The organism is SAR202 cluster bacterium, from assembly GCA_016872285.1.
Taxonomy (GTDB): Bacteria; Chloroflexota; Dehalococcoidia; order Lucifugimonadales.
Window position 1 is genome coordinate 18,904 of sequence record VGZZ01000025.1, and the last position, 20,402, is coordinate 39,305.

Here is a 20,402-nt window from a genome sequence, read left to right on the forward strand (position 1 = left end):
GGCCCCTCAGTACTTCACCACGTCCTCGAAGTCTTTACGATGGGGATGGCCCGGGAAGCCGTCCCATAACATTATCCGCTTGAGGTTGGGATGCCCCTCAAAGGCCACGCCCATAAGGTCGTAGACCTCGCGCTCCTGGAAGTCGGCGCCCTGCCACACTTCATACACCGACGGCACCGTGGGGTTCTCTCGACCGTAGACCTTGGCCTTGACCACAGCGCTGTGGTTAAGGTTCAGGGATGTGAGGTGGTATACGAGTTCGAAGTGGTCGATGTAATCGACGGCGGAGACGGAGTTGAGGAAGTTAAAGTCCAGGTCCTTGTCCTCTTTCAAGAAGCAGCAAACGTCGCGAATCGAGGCGGGGTCAATCCAAATCGAGTCGCCGCGCCAGGACTGCACCGCGCTGGGAAACCGCTCCTTGAGCTTTAGCGATAGCTCCTGGCCGGGAAGCGCTCTGGTCATACCTCGCCGGCCCTTCTGCCCTTGATGCTGTACTTCTTAATCTTCTCGTGAAGCTGCATGATGCCGTAGAGCAGAGCGTCGGGCCGGGGAGGGCAGCCGGGGACGTACACGTCAACGGGCACAATATGATTGACGCCAGGCACCACGCTGTAGGACGAGTAGTAGGGACCGCCGCTGGTGGCGCAGACGCCCATGGAGATAACCCACTTGGGCTCGCCCATCTGGTCGTAGATGCGGCGGATGGGCACGGCCATCTTCCAGGTGACTGTGCCGGCCACAATCATCAGGTCAGCCTGACGGGGCGTGGCGCGGAAGGCCTCCATGCCGAATCGCGAGATATCGAAGCGGGACATCGCGCTGGCCATCATCTCGAAGGCGCAGCAGGCCAGACCGAAGGCTACGGGCCACAGGGCGGACTTGCGGCCCCAGTTGAGCAGGGCATCCACCGATGTGACCATGACGTTCTTTTGCAGGTCGGCGGGCACGTGGAGAAGGGGTTCAGGGTAGGCGTGCTGGCTGTGGGTGTGGCGCATGCTCTCGACGGCCTGGCCCTCTTCGATGTCGAGGCCGCGGGTCTGCAGGTAGAGAGGCGGGCGGGCTTCGGGCGTCATCACATCCTCACTTCCACTCCAGGTCCTTCTTACGCCAAGCGTACACCAGGCCAAAGCCAAGTATAGCCATGAAGACCAGCATCTGTATAAGGGCGTAGAGGCCCAGGGTCCCCATGCGAGTGGCCCAGGGGTAAAGGAAAATTACCGACACGTCGAAGATAACAAAAAGAAGGGCATACATATAATATCGGAAGTTGAACTGCTCCCATGGCCCGCCGATGGTTTCCATGCCGCACTCGTAGATTTCCTTCTTGACGGGGTTGGGCTTCTGAGGCCGGATGCCCAGGCGCGAAAGGGTGAAGGAGAGCATGAGCATACTAAAGGGCACGAAGATAGCGACGCCGGCGAAGATGGCTATGAGGCCGTACTGTCTGAGATAGTCTTCCAGCATGGGCGGGTTACTCCAGGATTGGGGTGCAATATAGCACAGGGATATTATAGTCGCAAGTGAAAATATGCACAAAGTATGTTGGGGGCTAAAGTTAGGAGGAACGTGCTAAAATTTTCCAGACGGCCCTCGGACACATTCCATGGTACAAGTCCAATCAAAAGCTGAAGTTTACTTCATGGCTCTGCTTTCCCTCTCAAAAAGGGAGCGCAATCAAGTCCTTGCTAGTCTAGTTGAAGACCAGAAAGTAAGGGAGGACTTAATCGACATCTTGATTCATGAGTCCAGGAAGGGGGAGACCGCTGAATCCTATAGAAGCTATAGTAACGAGAGGAAATAGAGAGGGGTTTAATCCTCGTAAAATTAGACCAGGATGGGAATTAGCATGACTACCAAGGCTGAAAAGGTACTAATGGAATATAAAGCCTTGCCTAAGCGGGAGCGAAAAAAGTGCTCTCTCGCTTAATGGCAGATGAGGAAGACCTCCTTGAGGAAATATGGGCACAAAAGCTGCTGGAAGAACGGAAGAATGATACAGAACGTCCCTTTGAAGAGTTCCTGGCCGAATATGAAACTGAGAAACTTTAGTGCCTTATTCCCTGACAATAAGGGGACAGACGGAAAAAGACATCAGGGTATTGCCGAAAGGTATAGCTCTCAGAATCAACCAAAGGATACTCTTGCTTAAGGCTGACCCACGGCCTTTAGGCTCAAAGAAGCTCGTTAACCAAGACGCCTACCGGATTCGCATTGGAGACTAAAGGGTTATCTATTTAATTAGGAAAGACTCGCAAGAAATTGTTATCTGGGCGGTGGGGCATAGAAAGGACGTTTACTAGGCAGTGCTTATAGACCTCCACACCCACACTCGTCCCAAGTCTTACGACGCCTTCCATGACATCGAGTCCCTGGTGGCGGAGGCCAAGGCGCTAGGCATCGACGCGCTGTGCATCACCGAACACGACGCCTTTTGGGACCATGCCGAGCTAGCCAGGCTGTCCAAGCAGTTCGGTATGCTGCTGCTGCCGGGATGTGAAGTCAACACCGATGACGGGCACTTCCTGGCCTTTGGCTTGAAGGAATATAAGTACGGGATGCATCGAATGACCTTTCTGCGGCGGCTGGTGGGTCAGGCCGGCGGGGTGATTATCGCGGCCCATCCTTATAGACGCCGCTTTTCACCGCCAGGCCCTAGAAGCCCGTCGCTGGAGGAACAGGTGGGCAGAGCGGCAGAGGAGCCGGCCTTCAGCCAGTGCGACGCCATTGAAACCATCAACGGCCACGGGACGGTTATGGAGAACCGGTTCTCGGCGGCGCTGGCGGACAAGCTGCGGCTGCCGGCCACCGCGGGGACCGATGCCCACCAGCGGGGCGAAGTGGGGCTGTGCGCCACCAGGTTTGAGGCAAAGGTTGGCGACCTGGACGATTTGATTCGAGAGATTAAAGCTGGGCGGTGCAGCCCTGTGGCCCCGACGGAGGGACGGGTCCACGGTCTGTAAATATTGCCGGCAGGGCTACCTGGGCCCTACCGCCACCTCGGCCACCAGCAGTTCCAGCGCCAGGTCTTCTTCTATCTGCCCGTCCTTGACTGAGAAATCGGTCTCCACCAGACGCTGGTACAGGACTTTAATTCGAGGCCAGGGAAACTTGCGGGCCTGGTCCAGGGTCTTTCGCTGCACAAACTCGGCCCTAATCTCCAACCTGGAGCCAATTTCCTGCGGAGCCACGCCCTGCTCCAGCATCTCCTTGGCTAGGGTTACAAGTCGAAGCTGCCTTGCCACCAGATTAAGGATCTGTGAGAAGTTTGTGCCGCTGGCTTTGAGGCTGTGAATAAGCCTGAGCGCCAAACCCGGCCTTCCTTCCAGGATGGCGTCCACCGCGGCGAAGATACTGGCCTCCCGCACCTGGGGCACCAGGAGGTTTACGTCGGCCTCGTCGATAGGGCGGCGGCCGCAGTAGAGCGCCAGCTTATCCAGCTCCGAGTCCAGGGCGCGCAGGTTGCCGCCCACATACTGGCCGAGCAATCGGAGGGCGCCGGGGGTGATCTTCGCGCCTTTGGCCTCTGACCGTTTGCGGGTCCAGAGGGCCAGCTCCTCGCCTCGCGGCACCTCAAAGTTTTGCACATGGGCCTTGGACCGCAGGCGCGTCAGCATGGGGTTGCGGTTGGAAAGGGCGCCCTCGAAGAAGACCAGTGTAGTAGTGGGAGGCAGGGTCTCGATTCGCGTCTCGAGCCCTTCCCACTGGCCCAGGGCGTCGGCGCCCTTCTTGGGCGCGGCCCGCCGCCGTCCGCCTTCGCCGCCATCGAAAGTTTGCAGCAGTCCCTCCACCACTACCAGCCGGCCCTGGGCGAGGAAGGGCATAGCGCCGGCCATGGCGATGAGCTTGTCCATGGTCAGATCGCCGGCGGAGACCCGATGGCTGTTGGCCTCCAGAACCTCGGGAGGGCCAACCTGCGTCTTGAGGGGCGCCAGGGCCTCCTCTATAAGGAAGGAATCGCCATAGAAAACCAGGATAGGCATAGCGGCCTCTACGATAGCACAACTGAGGGCTGGCGGGACGGGTGAAGGGACGCTATGCTTAGGAGGATATGGAGATAGCCCTCATTGGTCTGCCCAGCAGCGGCAAGACCACCTTATTTAATGTATTGACCGGCGGCGCGCAGCAAGCGCCCGTAAGAGGCAAAGCAGGCATAGGCGTAGCAAAGATCCTTGACACGCGCCTGGACGCTTTATCCAAAGTTTTCAACCCCAAGAAGACCACCTTCGCCGAAATCACCTTTTGGGATATCCCGGCGGCAGTGGGCGAGGACGGGCAGCAGCGGGCCATAGGCGGGCAGTTCTTAAACCAGCTTCAGAGCGCCGACGCCTTTTTGCATGTGGTACGGGCCTTTGACGACCCGACGGTGCCTCATTCTCAGGGCAGCGTCGACCCTCTAAGAGACCTGGAGGCCCTGGACGCGGAGCTGGCTTTCTCAGACCTGGCTATCTTAGAACGTCGAGTCCAGCGCATCGCCGACTCGTTAAAGGGGGCCAGGGGCAACGAGCGGGAACAGCTGCTGCGGGAGCAGCCCTTGATTCAGCGAGTGAAGGAGTCCTTGGAAAAGGACGTGCCCCTGCGGCAGCAGACTTTCACGGGAGAAGAGTCCAAAACCCTGGCCAACTACCAGCTTCTGACCAGCAAGCCGCAACTTATCGTGATGAACATCGGCGAGGAAGACCTGGGGGACCAGGCGCGGGCGGACAAGCTGTCGGCCCAGGCCAGCGAGAAGCACGGGATGAGGGCGCTGGCGGTGTGCGGGAAGCTGGAGAGCGAGCTGTCGCAGCTATCAGCGGAGGAGCAGCGGGAGTTCCGCCAGTCCCTGGGGGCGGGCGAGTCAGCGGTGGGCCGGTTGGTGCGCGAGTGCCTGGAGATGGTGGGTATGAGCACCTTCCTCACCGTCGGCCCGGACGAGGTGCGGGGGTGGGTGATAAATAAGGAGATGGCGGCGGTGAAGGCCGCGGGAAGGATACACTCGGACATCGAGCGGGGATTTATTCGGGCCGAGGTGGTGTCTTACGACGACTTCATGGCCTGCGGATCGCTGGCGGAGGCACGAAAGCGGGGCGTGCTGCGGTCGGAGGGCAAGACCTACCCCGTGAAAGACGGGGATATTATCAACTTCCTGTTCAGTGTCTAAGCCCCACCTGCTCCCAACCACCCACTAGGCTAAACGCGCCGCATTTGTCTTCGGATGACTACTCCTGAAAAGCTGCTTGGCGCGGACCTGTTGGACCTATGGGGGTTAACCCTCATAGGCGACCCCTTTTTAATCAACTCTGACCCGGTTCCCTGAACACCGACAGGCACAGTCCTGGGTGCTAGCACCTGAAAGTATTCCAGGTATACCCCCCATGGGATGTCGTGTTGGCACCACAAATTAAGGTGGTAACCCACTGGGGTAGACTCTCCAAAGTGCCGATACTCTCCTCCAAGCGATAGCAACCCACCGATACAGGGCGCAAAAAGTTAAACCGCCCGAAGTCCGAGTAGGGGTCGCATCCCGGAGGAATAGCATGAGACTGAGGATTGGACGCATTCACCTTGCAGGCCTGTCCCTGGACTGGCTTGTCCTTGCGTCACAAGTCTGCATTTTGGATGGTTCCGAGGGTGTCCCCCAGGATATTCTCTCCGCCGCCAGCAAAGAGATCCTCAGACGAATTAGGGACGCGGGCGAATTCGATATAACCCCTCGGGAAGTCCTGCTCTCTTTCTTAAAGCCTGCCCTGGCGACGCAAGGCCATTGCAGATGCCCCTCCTGCCGCGCTCGATGCGCGGTGTGCAGGGCCGTCCACCAGCCCCCCCGCCAGCAAAGAGCAGGCCGGGAACAACTAGGCAACGCAGAGCTCTAACTTAAATATCTTAACCTCTTGTCAACTATCCAGCATGGCTATCGGAGGCCCAAGTGCGCCTTTACTGCCCGCTGGACTTGGCTAACAAACTCGAGGGTAAGAGAACCTCTATAGCGCAACAGCCGGACTTTATCCACGGTGCGAATCTGGTCAGCTTTAGCACGTGAAGCCACTGTTAGACCACCTGCCCCCTTAGGTAGAAAAGCATTGTACGGATACACCTTCTTTGAAGGCTGACCAGTAATGGGAACTACAGTTACGGTTTGAGAGTAACGGTTATTGATATCATTTGAGACTATTACTGCTGGCCGGGTCTTGCCTATTTCTGCTCCAATGCTCGGGTCCATCTGGACATCAAAAATATCCCCACACCGAGGAAAGTCTCTTTCTGATTGGGATGACATTTAGGATTCAGTGTTAAAGGTCAGCCTAATGAGGCCACTTTTCTAAAGTAATTTTTTCCCACTCCGCATTAATCTGCGCCCCCTCTTCTCTTTCTGCTATATAGCCCTCAATCATTTCCTGCTCAAACTCCTTTTGCTCAATAGAGCGCAGCTTCTCCTCAATGGCCTCCGCTACAAATGCGCTCCTTTTCCTTGAGCGTACCCTTTCCTTAAGAGTCGAAGCCGTCTTCTCAGGAATGGTAAAGTTTAGCTTTACAGTTCTCGAAACCATTATGTATAACCCCAATTAATACCTCTACCTATACGTATTTTAAGCGTATGCCATATCAAATACAACTTTTATTCCAGGCACATTACTTGTATCCTTGCGTTACCTTCCATCAGAGGTATCCATGTACGTTGTCGGAACGGCTGGCCATGTGGACCACGGCAAGTCCACCCTTATCAAAGCCCTGACAGGCATAGACCCGGACCGCCTTCCCGAAGAAAAAGCCAGGGAGATGACCATTGACCTGGGCTTTGCCTGGCTGACCCTGCCCTCGGGCCGAGAGGTCAGTGTCATCGACGTTCCGGGGCATGAGCGCTTCGTTCACAATATGCTGGCGGGCGTCGGCGGGGTGGACCTGGCACTGCTGGTGGTGGCCTGCGACGAAGGTGTCATGACGCAGACTCGCGAACACCTGGCCATCCTCGACCTGCTGCAGGTCAAGAGCGGCCTGGTGGCCCTGACCAAGGCCGACCTGGTGGACGCCGAGATGCTGGACCTGGTGAAGCTGGACACCGAGGAGTCCCTAAAGGGCACCGTATTTGAGAAGGCGCCCATGATGCCCGTGTCGTCGTACACCGGCAAGGGCATTCCCGAGTTGAAGCGTAAAATTGACGACATGCTGACCTCAACACCGCCGCGACCGGACGTGGGCCGCCCGCGGCTGGCGGTGGACCGCTCCTTTACCGTGGCTGGCTTCGGCACGGTGGTCACGGGCACGCTCATTGGTGGCAGCCTGGGGGTGGGGCAGGAGGCGGAGCTGGCGCCGTCGGGGCGCAAGGTGCGAATTCGCGGATTGCAGACGCACAAGCAGAAGCTGGATAAGGCCGACCCTGGACGCAGGCTGGCGATTAATCTCACAGGCGTCTCCCATGACGAGGTGCGTCGTGGCGAGGTGTTGACCAACCCCGGCTGGCTGAAGCCCACGAACCTGGTGGACGTCCGGCTGAAGCTGATTAAAGACGCGCCCCGGCCCATGAAGCACAACGCCCGCGTGTCCTTCCATCTGCTGGCCAGCGAGACCGCCGCCCGAGTGCGCCTGCTGGACACTAAGGAGCTGCAACCCGGACAGGAGGCCTGGGCGCAGGTACACATGGAAGACCCCTTGCCGGTGGTGAAAGACGACTTCTTTGTCGTACGCGACACCGAGACCACTCTGGGTGGGGGCCGGGTTGCCGACGCCCAGCCAAAGCGACACCGCGCCTTCTCCGAGACGGTGCTGGAGAGCCTGTCGAGAATGGAGCAGGGCAGCCCCGGGGAAGCAGTCTTGTCGTCATTGGAGCAGGCCGGCCCCAGCGACATCGCTACCCTGGCCCAGCGGGGGAACCAGGCGCTGTCGGAAGCGCTGCCGATGGTCGAGTCGCTAGCTAAAGAAGGACGGTTGGTTGTCCTGGGTGATGGGGAGGTCAGGGGAGAGTCGGCGGTCTATTCAAACAGGGCCTGGGAGGCGCTGGAAGAGCAGGCACAAACATTCTTGGCGCAGTACCATCGTCAGTTCCCCCTTCGGAAGGGCGCGTCGAGGGAGGAGATGAGAAGCCGGTTAGGACTTTCGGCCCCGCTGTTTCCCCTAGTGCTAGCTAGGTTAATACAGGACGAAGTTGTCACTGAAGACGCCTCGCTGGTGCGGCTGCCGCAGCACAAGGTGTCCATGAAGCCGCAGCAGGAACAGCAGGCGGCGTCGTATCTTAAGGCCCTGGCCTCAGACCCCTTCTCGCCCCCCACAGACCAGCCCATTGATCCGGCGCTGCTGGCCCTGCTCATCGAGGAGGGGCGAGTGGTGCGGGTAGACGCGTCGGTGGTCCTCAGCGCCGACGCCTACAAGCAAGCAGTAAACAAGATAACGAGTTATATTAGAGACAATGGTAAGATCACCGTGGCCGACGCCCGCACCTTGCTGAACTCGACCCGTAAATATGTGCTGCCGCTGCTGGAATACATGGACCAGCAGCGAATCACCCGTCGTGTGGGCGATGAGCGGGTGCTGAGGTGAGCGAGTGGGCTTAGACCTGGCCAAGACTATCCAGGAATTGAACAGCGCGGCCTCCGGCCAGCGGCGCGAGCATGACGACCGCCTCCAGCGCATCGTCGTAGCGGTGGAGGCTATGCGGGGCGCTTCCAAGGACGACGTGGCGCAAAAATTTGACCGTCCCGCGCCTCGACGCCGCTTTTTGTGGGCGAAGCCCACCGACGGCCTGGGCGCTGCCTACGACCCGCCAGCTACACCCTCCGACTTCTGCGTGCTGTCGGTGGACGGCTCGCAGATAGACGTAGACCGTCACATGCCTATGGCCTGCGCCCTTATAAACATCGGCTCGTGCGTGATTCGATATGGCGCTCAGCCTACCGCCCGCCTCGCCAGCCAGCCTAGGCTCCTCTTCGGCGAAGGTCTGTACCTGAGCGACCCCAAGAACGGCGCCGCCGAGGTCCCCTTGGAAGGCCCCGCCTTAGGGCTGAAGCGAAGCCTGGAGGAGATGCGGGCCGTGAAGCCGCTGGTCGAAGCCCTGCCTGATGACCTGCCTACGCTGGCCCTGCTGGACGGAACGCTGGTATTGTGGGGAGCTTCGGGACGGGAGTCGACGCCGCTATTGAAGGCGGAGATTTTGGAGCGGGGGCTGGTGCCAGTCCTCGATGAGCTTAGAGAGATGTCACAAAAACGGCCCTTCGCCCTAGCGGCCTACGTCAGCTACCCCGCCAGCTCCGAGGTCGTCAAAACCCTGCGGCTGCACCTCTGCCAGCATAGCGGCGAGGAGTGTGAGCGGGCGGGCTGCTCCAATCGCCGCTCTTCGATGTCGCCGTGCAGCCTGGTCAACCACCTGCTGGACCGGGAGCTGTTCTTAAACTTGCTGAGGCCGGGGCAGCGCTCAGGGCTATTCATCAGCCAGTCGCTGGTAATTCAGGACTATAAGGGCCACCAAATCTATTTCTTTTATGTGCATACAGGTGATGAAATAGGGCGGGTGGAAGTGCCGGAGTGGGTCGCTACGGACGAACGACTGCTATCGATGGCCCACGCCCTCGTCCTCGACCAGTGCCATCGAGGCCTGGGCTACCCCGTGGCCATATCGGAAGCCCACGAACAGGCCGTAGTCAGCGGCAGCGACCGGCAGCGATTCAACGAGCTGGTGGCCTCACTGCTATCACGGCAGGGGTTATCGGCGGCCACCTCAGAAAAAAGCCGATCTAAAAGGACAGCCTGGCTATGACGCAAGAGAAGCCGCAGCGCATTGGCGAGGTTATTGACGCCGACATACGCAGCTTCGATGTTCAGTGCTACACGCTCTGGCGGGGGCCGTCGCTGGGGACCTTAGTGCGGGCGGGCGAGCCGTCGGTGGTCGGCGTGGTGTCGGAGGTGCGGACCGAGTCGCTGGACCCTAGCCGTCCCGCCATCGCGCGGGGCCAGGACGCCGCCACCGAGGACGATATTTATAAAGAGAACCCTCAGTTGACCCAACTGCTGCGCACTCGATTTCACGCTATGGTGGTGGGCTGCTCCGAGGACGGTGGCATACGAGTGGGTCTGCCATCGGCGCCGCCGCGGCTTCACGCCTTCGTCTTTGCCTGCGACTTGCAGCACACCGCCGGCCTGACGCGCTCCCTGGACTTCCTGCGACTGCTGCTTAATGGCAACGGCCCGGCCAGCGACGAGGTGGTTGTCGCATGCCTGCGTCAATTGGGCAAGGAGTCGCAGTATGGGAAGGACTTTCTTTTGAGGGCGGGGAAGGCGCTGGCGCAAGAGCTGGCGGGCCAGACGCCCCGGCTCAACGGCATCCTCAGGAGACTGGCATGACAACTAACGGCGCGTCGCCTCAGGAGAAGCCAGGCCAGTTCTTAGGACTGGTGACAGGCGGCTCTCTGAGCCAGGGCGTGGAGGTGCGGCTGGATGCTGGAGTGTCCGTGGAGGACATGAAGGACGGCACCCACGTTACTATCCAGGGCGAGAAGGAACGGTTCATCGGCATCGTTACCGACGTTGCCCTGGGCATGACCGACCCGAACATGAAATACGCGCCGCCGGACGTGTCGGACCCCTACATCGCCCAGGTGGTCAAGGGGTCGATGACCTACGGCACCCTGTCGGTGCTGCCGATGCTGACGCTGCCCGCCGCCCTGGGCGCCGACGACGCCCCCAAGCCGGCCAAGACCGTCCCCTCCCATTTCTCCAAGGTGTTCCGGGCGTCGGAACGGGACGAGGAACTGGTCTTCGGCAAAGAAGGCAAGACCCACTTCTTCATCGGCAATCCCCTGGACATGGAGACCAAGGTCTGCCTGAACATGGAGGAGATGGTCAAGCGCTCCTGCGGCGTCTTCGGCAAGAGCGGCACGGGCAAGACCTTCCTCACCCGACTGCTGCTCGTGGGTATCCTGCAGAACGACGGCGCGTCCAGCCTCATCTTCGACATGCACAGCGAGTACGGTTGGATGGGGCAGGACACGGACAGAGGCGCGACGGTGAAGGGCCTGAAACAGCTCTTTCCAGCCAAAGTAGCCGTGTTTTCTCTGGATGAGGAGCATTCGCGGCGGCGGGGCGTGTCGCCGGACTTCGTGCTGCAGGTGGGCTATGGGGACATTGAGCCCGAGGACGTGGAGTTGCTGCGGCAGACCTTGAGCCTGTCCGATGTGGCGGCGTCATCGGCGTGGAACTTGCAGCACAAGCTGGGCGCCAAGGGCTGGCTCAAGACTTTCCTGGACATTGAGGGCGGCGATGCTCTGGCGAAGCTTGCCGAGGATCTGAACATTAACTTCCAGGCCCTTCGCGCCCTCTACAACCGCCTCAGCCGCCTCAAACGCTACGCCTTTATCACCGACAAGCCCCTGGACGACTCGGTGAACCGTATCCTGGAATGCCTTGACCAGGGCAAGCACGTGGTGCTGGAGTTCGGCCAGTACGGCAACGATCTGACGGCCTATATCCTTGTCGCCAACCTGCTGACCCGCCGCATTCATGAACGTTATGCCAGGCGTAAGCAGGAGGCGGAAGGCGGCAGAGGTAAGCCGCCACGACCCCTGGTCATCGTCATCGAAGAAGCACACCGGTTTCTCAATCCAGCGGTAGCCCCCCAGACCATCTTCGGCACCATCGCCCGCGAGGACCGGAAATTCAACGTCACGCTCATGGTCATCGACCAGCGTCCCAGCGCCATAGACAGCGAGGTTATGAGCCAGGTGGGCACCAAGCTGACGTGCCTGCTGGACAACGAGCGGGATGTGGAGGCGGTGCTGGCGGGCACTCCCGGCTCCCGCGAGCTTCGTACGGTACTGTCGAGGCTGGACAGCAAGCAGCAGGCGTTGATATTCGGCCACGCTGTGCCCATGCCAGTAGTGGTGAGGACGCGGCAGTACGGCGCCAGCGGCGAGTACCGCGACCTGGTGCAGCCGGAGTGGTCGAAGGGGCGGATGGCGGGGCAGGGCGGCAACGGGGCTAACGGCGCGGGGGAGTCGGCGGAGGAGGAGCTGGACCGGAAGCTGAAGGGGATGTTTTAGGGGCAGCCGATTTCAAAATTCGCCAATCTGCCCTTTTGTCCAACTTGCCTTCTAGCTCCCACTCCGCCATAATCCTGGCAATTCGCCCCGTCTCGATTTGAGGTGTGCCGATGCCCTGGTGGGGATGGCTGGTTATTTCAGCTTACGGCCTGTTCTTTTTAGCCTGCGTCTTTCTTACGGCCATGCTCCAGGAAGACAGGGAGCCGCGTAACCCGGACCTCTAGCGTCCGCCCATCATTGCTGACGGCGGCGCCAACAACCAGCTAGCCACACCCGAGGACGCCGAGCGGCTGGCCGAGCGCGGCATTGTGTACACGCCGGACTACATCATCAACGCCGGCGGCGTCATCAACGTGTCCTGCGAAGTAGGCATGGCCTACAACGAGGACCTGGCGCGCCATCGCACCGAGCACATCTACGAGACCACGGAGCGGGTGCTAGCCCTGGCGTCCAAGGAAGAGATCACCACCGCCGAGGCCGCGGACCGCATCGCCCGAGAGCGGGTGGAGGCTGTAAGGGGGATGCGGGCGCTGCGGCGGTTTGGGTAAGGATAGGTCTGTCCGTTACGTTGGAGCACTTCTGGGCGCTGTTATAATAAGTCTGACACCGGATTAACCGCGCGAAATAGGGATGTAAATGCAGCTAAAGACAAAAACTAAAGAGGCCTGGGGTAAAACTCTAGAGAAAAAACTCAAAGCCTTGGCCAACCAGTTTTCCGAAATTAAGGCCATCTATCAAAAGAAAACCTCTTGGGGAATGGAGGTGCATTACGTTGGGGACTTTGTGGACAGAGAAAGGGAGGATGCGTTTTACAGGGAAGAAGGGGAGATATTAGCTTGGTCCCCTGAAGGCAAGCTGTGGACCCATCTATTCAATCCCAACAATTTTGCAGACCCCGGCCCGTTTTTGGAACCTGAGGGCTCAGTTAAGATCTTCGGACGTGATTCCTACTCCTAATAATGTCGCCACCAAGTGAAGAACATTTGGAGTGGGCGCGAAGGTTTGAAGAAGAGTTTTTAACTATCCTTGACGCCAATGTCTTCAATTGGGCTACTGTGGCGCTCTTTTATAGCGCGCTACATTATGTACAAGCGTTCCTGGTTGAGAGGGGCCTAGGCGTCATAGTCGAAAATCATGGCATCAGGAACAGGTTGGTAAATACAGTCAGCGAACTGAAGGATATTAGCGCTTCCTATAGGCATCTTCACGATGCAGGCTGGGACTGTCGGTATAGAGGCCGCAGAATTAGACGTGAAGATATTGAAGGTCTATTACACCCTGATTTTGTCAAGGTAAAAACTAGAATTCTATCTCTACTCGGGTAAGACTAGCACGACAAACAAACCAAGAGGCCCCCGAATCTCCAGGGGCCTCTTTTTTATCGCGTTATTTCAGACTACCTACTCCAATATCCGCTCCCCATATAGCCTCACCGCATTGTCCCATAGGATCTTACGCTTGGCGTCCTTGGAGATGGGCTGGGCGATGAAGTCGGGGAGGGCCTTGTCGGGGTCAGGCGCGTCAGGGTGGGAGTAGTCGGTGTTCCAGACGATGTTGTCATCGCCCAGAGCGTCCACCACACCCTTGAGATGGAACTCGTCGGGGTCGCAGGCGACGAAGCCCTGACGTTTGAAGTAGTCGCTAGGCTTCAGGGGCAGCGGGTCCATGTCGTACCACATGCCCTGACGCCGAGAGCGGATGCCGTGGTCGTCCAGGCGGCCCAGCCAGAAGGGCAACCAGCCAGCATTGCCCTCCAGGAAGGACACGCGAAGCTTGGGGTGCCGCCCCAGCACGCCCAGGAATATCAGGTGACCCAGCGATATCATGTTCTCAAACGGAAACCCGATGGCGTGGTCCAGGGCGACTTCCGCGCCGGAAACCTTGTTGCGGGGCTGATACCTGGAGCCGGTGTGGGGGTCGCCGCTGCCGACGCCGTGGAAGGATATGGGGAAGTCCAGCTCCTCAGCCAGGTTCCAGAAGGGGTCGTAGGCCAGGTCGTGCCAGGGCCGAGCCTTGGTGGCCTTGGGCATGGTGACGGTAACCGCCCCCAGCTTCTCAATGACGCGGCGTGTCTCGATGACCATACCCTCGATGTCATGCTGATGGGGCAGGACGCCGACCATCTTGAGGCGGGACGGAGCGGTGTCGGCAAAGTCTCGGGAGTAGTTGTTATAGGCGCGGGCGCAGGCCCACAACAGGCCCTGGTCACGGCCCTCGTTAACCCGCAGGGGCAGGGGCGCGTTATCGATTAGCACCTGCTTGTCCCAGCCTAACCGGTCCAGGTCAGCGATGCGGCTTTCAGGGGTGAACTCCAGAGCATAGGACTGGCCGTACTTAATTGGCATGAAATCGTCCAGGTTCACCGCGGCCTTGCGGACCTCGCCGGCGCCCTGGAGGCTGGTCTTGGCCCTGCGGCCCTCAGGGAAAATCTCGCATTCCATGAAGCTGCGGCTAGCCCCGTGCCGGCTCTCCTCCTTGGGACCGACGATGGGCCGGCGGGCGTAGTATTCCGGCTCCATGTACTGGCTCCAGATATCGTGGATTTCCGAAATATGGGCATCTGCGTCGATGACTTTAAATCCCTTGTACATGACTACTGAGCTCCTGGTTAAAATCGGCTGCGTTTAGGCCATTATAGCAATAGGACGCTCTTTTGCCACAGGAAGGTGAAAGGGCGCGGCGAAACGTAAAGAGGCTCGCCCCGCTGAGACATAGTTTCGGCAGGGCAAGCCTTTTGTTTGAAGAAGCCTACTGCGCTTTGGAAGGCGCGTTGAAGCCGATCTTATTATGAGTGCCGTCGCAGAAAGGTTTGGTGCTGGACTGGCCGCACCGGCATAGCGAGAAAGGATTGCGCTCTATTTTGAACTCCTTGCCCTCGGCGTCCACAAGCCTGACCGGCCCTTCTACTCGATAGTTGCCATTCGGTCTAATCGTAATGGTGACTACTGGTTGGTCTGCCATAAAGAACTCCTTCTGATTTATTTTTATCCCGGCTGTATCGTCGAGAAAGAATAGGCATAGTTGCAAATATTTGCAACTAGAAAGGCAAACGCAAATTATCGCGCCTTAAGCTATTCATACCCCAGTCTATGCAACGCCTCCTCATCCAAGCCCAGGTAGTGTCCAACCTCATGCAGCAGCGTCTTGCGCACCTCCCGCTCCAGGTCTTCAAGAGTGGCGCAGATGGACTCCAGAGGCCGCTGGTAGATGGTTATCTTGTCCGGGAGCATTGGCAGCTCACCGCCGCGCTCCAGCCGGGATACGCCGGTATAGCTGCCCAACAGGTCGTGGCGGGACTCCATCTGCTGCGAATCCAAGACATCACCGGCCGGCCAGTCCTCCACCACCACATCCACGTTTTCCAGGTAGTCCATAATCTGCGGCGGCAGGTCCTCATAGCACCGCAGCACCATATCCACAAACTCGTGCCGCTTAAGACGCAGCATTGGGGATACCTAGCTTCTCCCTTATGCCCTTGAGGATATCCATATTGGCCTTGTCGGGGCCGCCTCCCTCCATGCCAGGCACCTCCAGGAAAAAGGGCAGGCCGCGGAAGGCCGGGTGGGCCATAATGTTCTCGAAGCCCTGGATGCCAATGTGCCCCTGGCCAATGTTCTCGTGGCGGTCGATGCCCGCGCCCAAGGGGTTCTTGGAGTCGTTGGCGTGAACGGCTACCAGCCGGTCAAGGCCTATCTCGCGGTCGAACTCGTCCAAGGCCTTTTCCAGGCCGTCCCTGGTGCTGACATCGTACCCTGCGGCAAAGGAGTGCTCAGTATCAAGGCATACCCTCACGCGCGGGCTGCCGACGGCCTTGATGATGCGGCCTATCTCATCGAATCGCGCGCCGATATGCTGGCCCATGCCCGCCGTGTTTTCTATCGTCAGCCACGGCCCTTGCGGCGAGTTCTCCAAAACTTCGATGATGCTGGCGACGGTCTGGCGGAAGATGCCGTCATAGCCCGCCCCCTTGTGGCTGCCGGGGTGGAATATGATGCCCTGGGCGTCGATGGAGTGGGCCAGGTTCATATAGTCGTTGAGCGATTTGACGCCCTTTTTGACGTTGGCAGGGTCCGGATTGCCCAGATTGATAAGATAGATGCAATGAAAGAAGACAGGTCCCATTCCAACCGCCGCCCGTTTGGCCTTGAAGCCGTCAATGCTTCCCTGAGGTATGGGCTTGAAAAACCAGCTCTGGGGGGAGGAGCCGAAAATCTGGATGGCCTCGCATCCAATGTCCCGGCCGCGGTCAATGGCCGTCTCGATACCCCCAGCGGTGGACACATGAGCGCCCAGCTTCATATTCAGCTCCTTAAACGAAATGCGCCTGCCAATTATGTCCCACTTCCAAAACATGGACAAGAGTCGACGACGTTAATGACGGGCGTTTTTAGAAAGACCATCTTCTTATGAAAGCCTTGCTTCTAGAGGAAGCGGGGCCTGACCCTAAACTCGCCTTCCGTGAGATCGCCGAGCCTGACTGCGGCCCCGGCCAGGTCCTGGTAAGAGTGCGCGCCTGCGGCCTATGCCGCCATGATCTGGCGGTTATGGAGGGCCTATTGCGACGCGGCGTGCGGCTGCCCCTGGCGCTGGGCCACGAAATCGCGGGTGAGGTGGAGAAGGTCGGCGCGAGCGTATTGCGCATCGCCGCCGGCGACAGGGTGGCGAGCCTGCCGGTGGACGCCTGCGGTGGATGCCCCCAGTGCCTCACTGGCCGGGAGCATCGCTGCGAGGACGGGCGAGGGATGGGCCACGGGGTCCACGGCGGAATGGCCGAGTATGTGGCAGTCCGCGAGCACAGCCTGGTCAAGCTGCCATCCGGCATCCCCTGGAATCAGGCCTGCCTCCTCGCTTGTCCGACAGGCGTGGCCCTCAAGGCTGTCCGTGAGGCGGCGCAGGTAAAAGCCGGCGAGACCGTGGCGGTGACAGGGGCCGGCGGCGGCCTGGGGACACAACTGGTCCAGGCCGCCAAACTGTCGGGGGCCCGGGTGCTGGCGGTGACGTCATCGCAGGCTAAAGAGCGGGGGTTAAAAGTCCTGGGCGCCGACGAAGTCATCGTAACCAACGACCTGGACTGGAGCGAGGTGGCCCTGGCCCTGACCGGGGACCGCGGCGTCGACGTGGTACTGGACACAGTCGGTTCAGCGATGGCAGCCAGCGCCGTCAAAGCCCTCTCCGTTGGCGGACGCCTGGCACTGCTGGGTGAGGTGGAGGGTCTGGAGGCCCAACTGAACCTCGGGGAAATCATTTTTCGGGAGGCTCGAATTATAGGGTCCCTGGGGGCGGACAGGAGGCATTTGGAGGAGGCGGCGCGGCTATGGTCGACAGGGGCGATTAGGCCGGTAGTGGGAGGGACTAAGCCGTGGGAAGAGGCGAGGGAGGCAGTCAGCCGTGTGAAGGGTGGGCAGGTTCTAGGCAGGATGACACTGGAGGTTTAGCGTTTTTAGTACGGCTGACTGCCGCGTTAGTCCTTTTGCGTGCATCTGCTGCCTCCAGCCCCATACGAAAGGCTAGGCATCATATAAGCTGACGCCAGTAGTCCTTTTACATATGGCATTGGGTTTTCATGGTCTGTACCGTAGCTGTATTACGAAAAATCTCATAGCTTTCGTAATGTTGGCAAAGTATAAAATTCATAAAAAGTAGTATTCCTTTTGTATTGCTCTTAAGTTGTCAAGAGAATAATGTATCAGTCCCAAAACTTCATAGAGTTTTCACCTTAAGGCGTCACAATAATCAATAGCGGGACGCTACTCAATCAGGAGGCCAATTATGCAGTTCCTGCCTAAGTCTTGCCCAAAGTGTCGCGGTGACATGGTAGCCAGAATGGATACCTACGGACCCTTTCTCTCCTGCGTCCAGTGCAGCCACCAGGTCTTTCTGCCGGCCAAGCCTAAAGAGGCCAGAAGGCCACAGCCGGTGGAGACCGTCGGCGCCAGCCGATAGCCTTCTAAGCAGAAGATATGAAAGCGCCCCGATGTCATCGGGGCGCTTTTGTTTTTCCAAGCCACCGATAGCCGCTTTCGCCAACTCCTGCTAAAATGCCGCCGTTAACCCTAGCAGGAGGTCCCGTCCATGGCCGCCACAAAAGCCGCACCCAAGCCCGCCGTCAGACCCGCCGAAAAGTTTATTACAACCAACGGAGTGCGCCTGCGTTATTTCGATTATGGCAACGAGGGCAAGATGCCTCTCATCTGCCTCCACGGCAATCGAGGGCAGGCGCACATCTGGGACGAGTTCGCCGAGGCTGTCGCGCCTCACTACCATGTCTACACCGTCGACCAGCGGGGCCACGGCGAAAGCCAGTGGGCGCCCGACGGGTACCATCGCGACCATTATGTCGCCGACCTGGCAGCTTTTATGGACCAGCTCAATATCAAGAAGGCGGTCCTGGCGGGCCTCTCTATGGGCGGCTGGAACTCCCTGCTCTATGCCGTCGACCACCCCGAGCGAGTCGACCGGTTCATCATGGTGGATATCGGCCCTGATGGCAGCCCGGTCATGAAAGCCAATCGCAAGACCTACAAGCCCGAGCCTTTGGAGTTTTTCACCCTGGAGGAGGCCCACGACTACGCCCGCAAGAACGACCCCTGGGCCACCGAGGAGCGCCGACGCCAGGACATTGGCAATCGAATGCGCCAGCACCCGGACGGCAAGTGGCGGTGGAAGGTGGACCCGGCCATAATCTTCCACCAGCTCCCGGACAACTACGACCCGGCCTATATCAAGCGTTATTGGGACGCCATGAAGAAGGTCCAGTGCCCCTTCATGGAGGTGCGCGGCGCGGAGAGCACCACCCTGGACGAAGACCTCATTGAGAAGATGAAGAAGACCAATAAGCTCTTTTCGGCGGTGACCATCCCCGGGGCCGGCCACGTGGTGACGGTGGACAAGCCTTATGAGTTCATCAGGGCGACTAAGAAGTTCCTGGGAATAAAGGGCTAGTCCGCTTATCCTTTAGGATCTTCCCGCTTACTATAACCCGGGCCTTTCTGGTGTACACTTGAGCCTACGGAGGTGCCGTCATGGCTACTTATATTCAGCTTTTGATACTTACGCCGGAAGGCCGTGCGCGGACGCTGGAAGACCCGGAGTTTGTGCTTAAAGCCCAGCAATCTATATCGATAACCGCCGTCACCGTCCTGGGCACCTACGGCGTCCTCGGCCAGTACGACTTCATAAACATAGTCGACGCGCCCAACGAAAGCGTAGCGGCCAAATTTTCCATTGAGCTGGGCGTCAAAGCCGGGGCGCACATAACCACCCTGCCTGCCATACCCATCGCGCGGCTTGAAAACGTTCACGGCGGGGATCCTTCGCCCACGGAGACCAGCCGGGCCATGCCCCTGGAGGGCGGGAGGAACTGAGGGTTAAAGCCAGCCGGTCAACCAGCGCCACCAGTCCTTAACCACGTCCACCGCCCTGTACTTGTCCAATTCTTCGTGGAACATGCCGTTTATCCTTGGGTCTTGTTCGTCATAGCCAACATTCCATTGACTTTTTGAGAGCTTAGGGACAAAATCGCCCCATTACAATGCAAACCACCGCTGGAGGCGATATGACAGACCTATCAAAAAATGATGTTAAGGCTATGGGCAAGGCCGTCGGGCTGGATATCAAGGAGCCTGACCTCTCAGAGGTCACGGAAGTCATCAATGCCATCATTGAGGCGGTGGACGAAATCAACCCGCCGGGCCTGGACGCCATAGAGCCCCTGCCTGTAATACCCCCGCCCCCCAGGCCGAAAAGCCTTGCCACCGGGACTGCTGCCGGCCGGCAGCGCCGCGGCCGGCAGGCCAGCCGCGGGCGGGCTGCCCCAGCGAACGGGCGGCGAACTCGAGGCCGGGCCTCCGGCAGGGCCGCATCCGGGGCAAGGACTGGGGCGCGCAGGGCTAAAACTTCTCGCAGCGGGAGGTAGCTATGCCCAGGCTCAAAAACTCTGACATACCTTTTTTGACGGCCACGGAGCTCTCCCAGCAGATCAAGGCCAAGAAGGTCTCGCCCGTCGACGCCGTCAAGGCCTATCTTGACCGAATCGATAAGCTGGACGACAAGCTCCACGCCTATATCACCGTCTGCGAGGATGAGGCGCTGAAGGCCGCCCGCGCCGCCGAGCGGGAGATTATGCGGGGGGACTATCGAGGGCCCATGCACGGCATACCGATGGCGTGCAAGGACCAATGGTGGACCAAGGGTGTGCGCACCACTGCGGGGTCCAACATTCTTAAAGACTTCGTGCCGGATGAGGACGCTACCGTGATGACCAAGCTCAAGCGCAACGGCGGCATCATGATCGGCAAGACAAACCTCACCGAATTCGCTATGGCCTACACCTATCACTACCCCTTCGGGGTGCCTCGAAACCCGTGGAACCTGAAGCACATGCCGGGCGAATTCGGTGAGGTT

General features: G+C 59.1%; 24 protein-coding genes. 14 read left to right on the top strand and 10 right to left on the bottom strand.

All coding sequences use genetic code 11. The features are described from left to right. Positions 1-6: 6 nt before the first annotated feature. The 3 genes from FJ320_08030 to FJ320_08040 form a co-directional block, all read right to left on the bottom strand. Positions 7-462: an NADH-quinone oxidoreductase subunit C gene (locus FJ320_08030; protein MBM3925919.1), complete on the bottom strand. Its 456-nt coding sequence runs from the start codon at positions 460-462 to the stop codon at positions 7-9. Then, positions 459-995, bottom strand: a complete 537-nt coding sequence (locus tag FJ320_08035; protein ID MBM3925920.1) for an NADH-quinone oxidoreductase subunit B — start codon at positions 993-995, stop codon at positions 459-461. Before FJ320_08035 ends, FJ320_08030 begins: the two co-directional genes overlap by 4 nt. A gap of 85 nt (positions 996-1,080) precedes the next feature. Then, positions 1,081-1,464 carry an NADH-quinone oxidoreductase subunit A gene (locus FJ320_08040; GenBank protein MBM3925921.1) on the bottom strand — a complete coding sequence of 128 codons (384 nt, stop codon included), beginning with the start codon at positions 1,462-1,464 and terminating at the stop codon, positions 1,081-1,083. Between the two features lie 839 nt (positions 1,465-2,303). Between FJ320_08040 and FJ320_08045 the strand changes: the two genes are divergently transcribed. Then, positions 2,304-2,960: a PHP domain-containing protein gene (locus FJ320_08045; GenBank protein ID MBM3925922.1), complete on the top strand. Its 657-nt coding sequence runs from the start codon at positions 2,304-2,306 to the stop codon at positions 2,958-2,960. Between the two features lie 15 nt (positions 2,961-2,975). Here the strand turns inward: FJ320_08045 and holA are convergent, their stop codons facing one another. Further along, on the bottom strand, positions 2,976-3,980 hold the full coding sequence (gene holA, locus FJ320_08050; protein ID MBM3925923.1) for a DNA polymerase III subunit delta: 1,005 nt from the start codon (positions 3,978-3,980) through the stop codon (positions 2,976-2,978). Positions 3,981-4,048: 68 nt separating this feature from the next. On the opposite strand from holA, the gene ychF reads away from it, so the two are divergent. Beyond that, on the top strand, positions 4,049-5,137 hold the full coding sequence (gene ychF / locus FJ320_08055) for a redox-regulated ATPase YchF (protein MBM3925924.1): 1,089 nt from the start codon (positions 4,049-4,051) through the stop codon (positions 5,135-5,137). 376 nt (positions 5,138-5,513) lie between these two features. Then, on the top strand, positions 5,514-5,849 hold the full coding sequence (locus FJ320_08060) for a hypothetical protein (GenBank protein MBM3925925.1): 336 nt from the start codon (positions 5,514-5,516) through the stop codon (positions 5,847-5,849). 38 nt (positions 5,850-5,887) lie between these two features. Here the strand turns inward: FJ320_08060 and FJ320_08065 are convergent, their stop codons facing one another. Together FJ320_08065 and FJ320_08070 are read right to left on the bottom strand one after the other, a co-directional pair. Then, positions 5,888-6,253: a type II toxin-antitoxin system PemK/MazF family toxin gene (locus FJ320_08065; protein ID MBM3925926.1), complete on the bottom strand. Its 366-nt coding sequence runs from the start codon at positions 6,251-6,253 to the stop codon at positions 5,888-5,890. 25 nt (positions 6,254-6,278) lie between these two features. Then, positions 6,279-6,539 carry a hypothetical protein gene (locus tag FJ320_08070; protein MBM3925927.1) on the bottom strand — a complete coding sequence of 87 codons (261 nt, stop codon included), beginning with the start codon at positions 6,537-6,539 and terminating at the stop codon, positions 6,279-6,281. Positions 6,540-6,645: 106 nt separating this feature from the next. On the opposite strand from FJ320_08070, the gene selB reads away from it, so the two are divergent. The 5 genes from selB (at position 6,646) to FJ320_08095 (ending at position 12,956) form a co-directional block, all read left to right on the top strand. Beyond that, positions 6,646-8,508, top strand: a complete 1,863-nt coding sequence (selB, locus tag FJ320_08075) for a selenocysteine-specific translation elongation factor (protein MBM3925928.1) — start codon at positions 6,646-6,648, stop codon at positions 8,506-8,508. Positions 8,509-8,512: 4 nt separating this feature from the next. After that, a complete protein-coding gene (locus FJ320_08080; GenBank protein ID MBM3925929.1) occupies positions 8,513-9,721 on the top strand; it encodes a DNA double-strand break repair nuclease NurA in 1,209 nt (402 codons plus the stop codon). 454 nt (positions 9,722-10,175) lie between these two features. Continuing rightward, a complete protein-coding gene (locus FJ320_08085; GenBank protein MBM3925930.1) occupies positions 10,176-11,999 on the top strand; it encodes an ATP-binding protein in 1,824 nt (607 codons plus the stop codon). 233 nt (positions 12,000-12,232) lie between these two features. Continuing rightward, positions 12,233-12,547 carry a hypothetical protein gene (locus tag FJ320_08090; protein MBM3925931.1) on the top strand — a complete coding sequence of 105 codons (315 nt, stop codon included), beginning with the start codon at positions 12,233-12,235 and terminating at the stop codon, positions 12,545-12,547. Between the two features lie 88 nt (positions 12,548-12,635). Further along, positions 12,636-12,956, top strand: coding sequence for a hypothetical protein (locus FJ320_08095; GenBank protein MBM3925932.1), 321 nt, complete (start codon positions 12,636-12,638; stop codon positions 12,954-12,956). A 443-nt stretch (positions 12,957-13,399) separates the two neighbouring features. On the opposite strand, the gene FJ320_08100 is transcribed toward FJ320_08095, so the two are convergent. The 4 genes from FJ320_08100 to FJ320_08115 form a co-directional block, all read right to left on the bottom strand. After that, positions 13,400-14,590, bottom strand: a complete 1,191-nt coding sequence (locus tag FJ320_08100; protein ID MBM3925933.1) for an amidohydrolase — start codon at positions 14,588-14,590, stop codon at positions 13,400-13,402. Positions 14,591-14,747: 157 nt separating this feature from the next. Then, positions 14,748-14,960 (bottom strand): CDGSH iron-sulfur domain-containing protein, encoded by a 213-nt coding sequence (locus tag FJ320_08105; protein MBM3925934.1) that lies wholly within the window; start codon positions 14,958-14,960, stop codon positions 14,748-14,750. A gap of 110 nt (positions 14,961-15,070) precedes the next feature. Beyond that, the gene (locus tag FJ320_08110) at positions 15,071-15,445 is read right to left on the bottom strand and encodes a metallopeptidase family protein (GenBank protein MBM3925935.1); all 375 of its coding nucleotides are present in this window, start codon (positions 15,443-15,445) and stop codon (positions 15,071-15,073) included. Further along, positions 15,432-16,298: a deoxyribonuclease IV gene (locus tag FJ320_08115; protein ID MBM3925936.1), complete on the bottom strand. Its 867-nt coding sequence runs from the start codon at positions 16,296-16,298 to the stop codon at positions 15,432-15,434. Before FJ320_08115 ends, FJ320_08110 begins: the two co-directional genes overlap by 14 nt. A gap of 107 nt (positions 16,299-16,405) precedes the next feature. Between FJ320_08115 and FJ320_08120 the strand changes: the two genes are divergently transcribed. The 6 genes from FJ320_08120 to FJ320_08145 form a co-directional block, all read left to right on the top strand. Next, positions 16,406-17,434 (top strand): zinc-binding dehydrogenase, encoded by a 1,029-nt coding sequence (locus FJ320_08120; protein ID MBM3925937.1) that lies wholly within the window; start codon positions 16,406-16,408, stop codon positions 17,432-17,434. Positions 17,435-17,768: 334 nt separating this feature from the next. Next, positions 17,769-17,942, top strand: a complete 174-nt coding sequence (locus tag FJ320_08125; protein MBM3925938.1) for a hypothetical protein — start codon at positions 17,769-17,771, stop codon at positions 17,940-17,942. A gap of 129 nt (positions 17,943-18,071) precedes the next feature. Continuing rightward, positions 18,072-18,941 (top strand): alpha/beta hydrolase, encoded by an 870-nt coding sequence (locus FJ320_08130; protein MBM3925939.1) that lies wholly within the window; start codon positions 18,072-18,074, stop codon positions 18,939-18,941. An 80-nt stretch (positions 18,942-19,021) separates the two neighbouring features. Beyond that, positions 19,022-19,363 (top strand): GYD domain-containing protein, encoded by a 342-nt coding sequence (locus FJ320_08135; GenBank protein MBM3925940.1) that lies wholly within the window; start codon positions 19,022-19,024, stop codon positions 19,361-19,363. Between the two features lie 191 nt (positions 19,364-19,554). Then, entirely contained in the window at positions 19,555-19,914 is a 360-nt protein-coding gene (locus FJ320_08140) for a hypothetical protein (protein MBM3925941.1), read from the top strand. A 2-nt stretch (positions 19,915-19,916) separates the two neighbouring features. Further along, on the top strand, positions 19,917-20,402 hold a 486-nt coding region (locus FJ320_08145), incomplete at its 3' end, for an amidase (GenBank protein MBM3925942.1).

Bases quoted from the DNA above. Each gene is read 5' to 3' on its own strand.
- FJ320_08030 (MBM3925919.1), bottom strand. From the start codon at position 462: ATGACCAGAGCGCTTCCCGGCCAGGAGCTATCGCTAAAGCTCAAGGAG.
- FJ320_08035 (MBM3925920.1), bottom strand. From the start codon at position 995: ATGCGCCACACCCACAGCCAGCACGCCTACCCTGAACCCCTTCTCCAC.
- FJ320_08040 (MBM3925921.1), bottom strand. From the start codon at position 1,464: ATGCTGGAAGACTATCTCAGACAGTACGGCCTCATAGCCATCTTCGCC.
- holA (MBM3925923.1), bottom strand. From the start codon at position 3,980: ATGCCTATCCTGGTTTTCTATGGCGATTCCTTCCTTATAGAGGAGGCC.
- ychF (MBM3925924.1), top strand. From the start codon at position 4,049: ATGGAGATAGCCCTCATTGGTCTGCCCAGCAGCGGCAAGACCACCTTA.
- FJ320_08060 (MBM3925925.1), top strand. From the start codon at position 5,514: ATGAGACTGAGGATTGGACGCATTCACCTTGCAGGCCTGTCCCTGGAC.
- FJ320_08065 (MBM3925926.1), bottom strand. From the start codon at position 6,253: ATGTCATCCCAATCAGAAAGAGACTTTCCTCGGTGTGGGGATATTTTT.
- selB (MBM3925928.1), top strand. From the start codon at position 6,646: ATGTACGTTGTCGGAACGGCTGGCCATGTGGACCACGGCAAGTCCACC.
- FJ320_08085 (MBM3925930.1), top strand. From the start codon at position 10,176: ATGCCTGCGTCAATTGGGCAAGGAGTCGCAGTATGGGAAGGACTTTCT.
- FJ320_08095 (MBM3925932.1), top strand. From the start codon at position 12,636: ATGCAGCTAAAGACAAAAACTAAAGAGGCCTGGGGTAAAACTCTAGAG.
- FJ320_08100 (MBM3925933.1), bottom strand. From the start codon at position 14,590: ATGTACAAGGGATTTAAAGTCATCGACGCAGATGCCCATATTTCGGAA.
- FJ320_08105 (MBM3925934.1), bottom strand. From the start codon at position 14,960: ATGGCAGACCAACCAGTAGTCACCATTACGATTAGACCGAATGGCAAC.
- FJ320_08110 (MBM3925935.1), bottom strand. From the start codon at position 15,445: ATGCTGCGTCTTAAGCGGCACGAGTTTGTGGATATGGTGCTGCGGTGC.
- FJ320_08115 (MBM3925936.1), bottom strand. From the start codon at position 16,298: ATGAAGCTGGGCGCTCATGTGTCCACCGCTGGGGGTATCGAGACGGCC.
- FJ320_08120 (MBM3925937.1), top strand. From the start codon at position 16,406: ATGAAAGCCTTGCTTCTAGAGGAAGCGGGGCCTGACCCTAAACTCGCC.
- FJ320_08125 (MBM3925938.1), top strand. From the start codon at position 17,769: ATGCAGTTCCTGCCTAAGTCTTGCCCAAAGTGTCGCGGTGACATGGTA.
- FJ320_08130 (MBM3925939.1), top strand. From the start codon at position 18,072: ATGGCCGCCACAAAAGCCGCACCCAAGCCCGCCGTCAGACCCGCCGAA.
- FJ320_08135 (MBM3925940.1), top strand. From the start codon at position 19,022: ATGGCTACTTATATTCAGCTTTTGATACTTACGCCGGAAGGCCGTGCG.
- FJ320_08140 (MBM3925941.1), top strand. From the start codon at position 19,555: ATGACAGACCTATCAAAAAATGATGTTAAGGCTATGGGCAAGGCCGTC.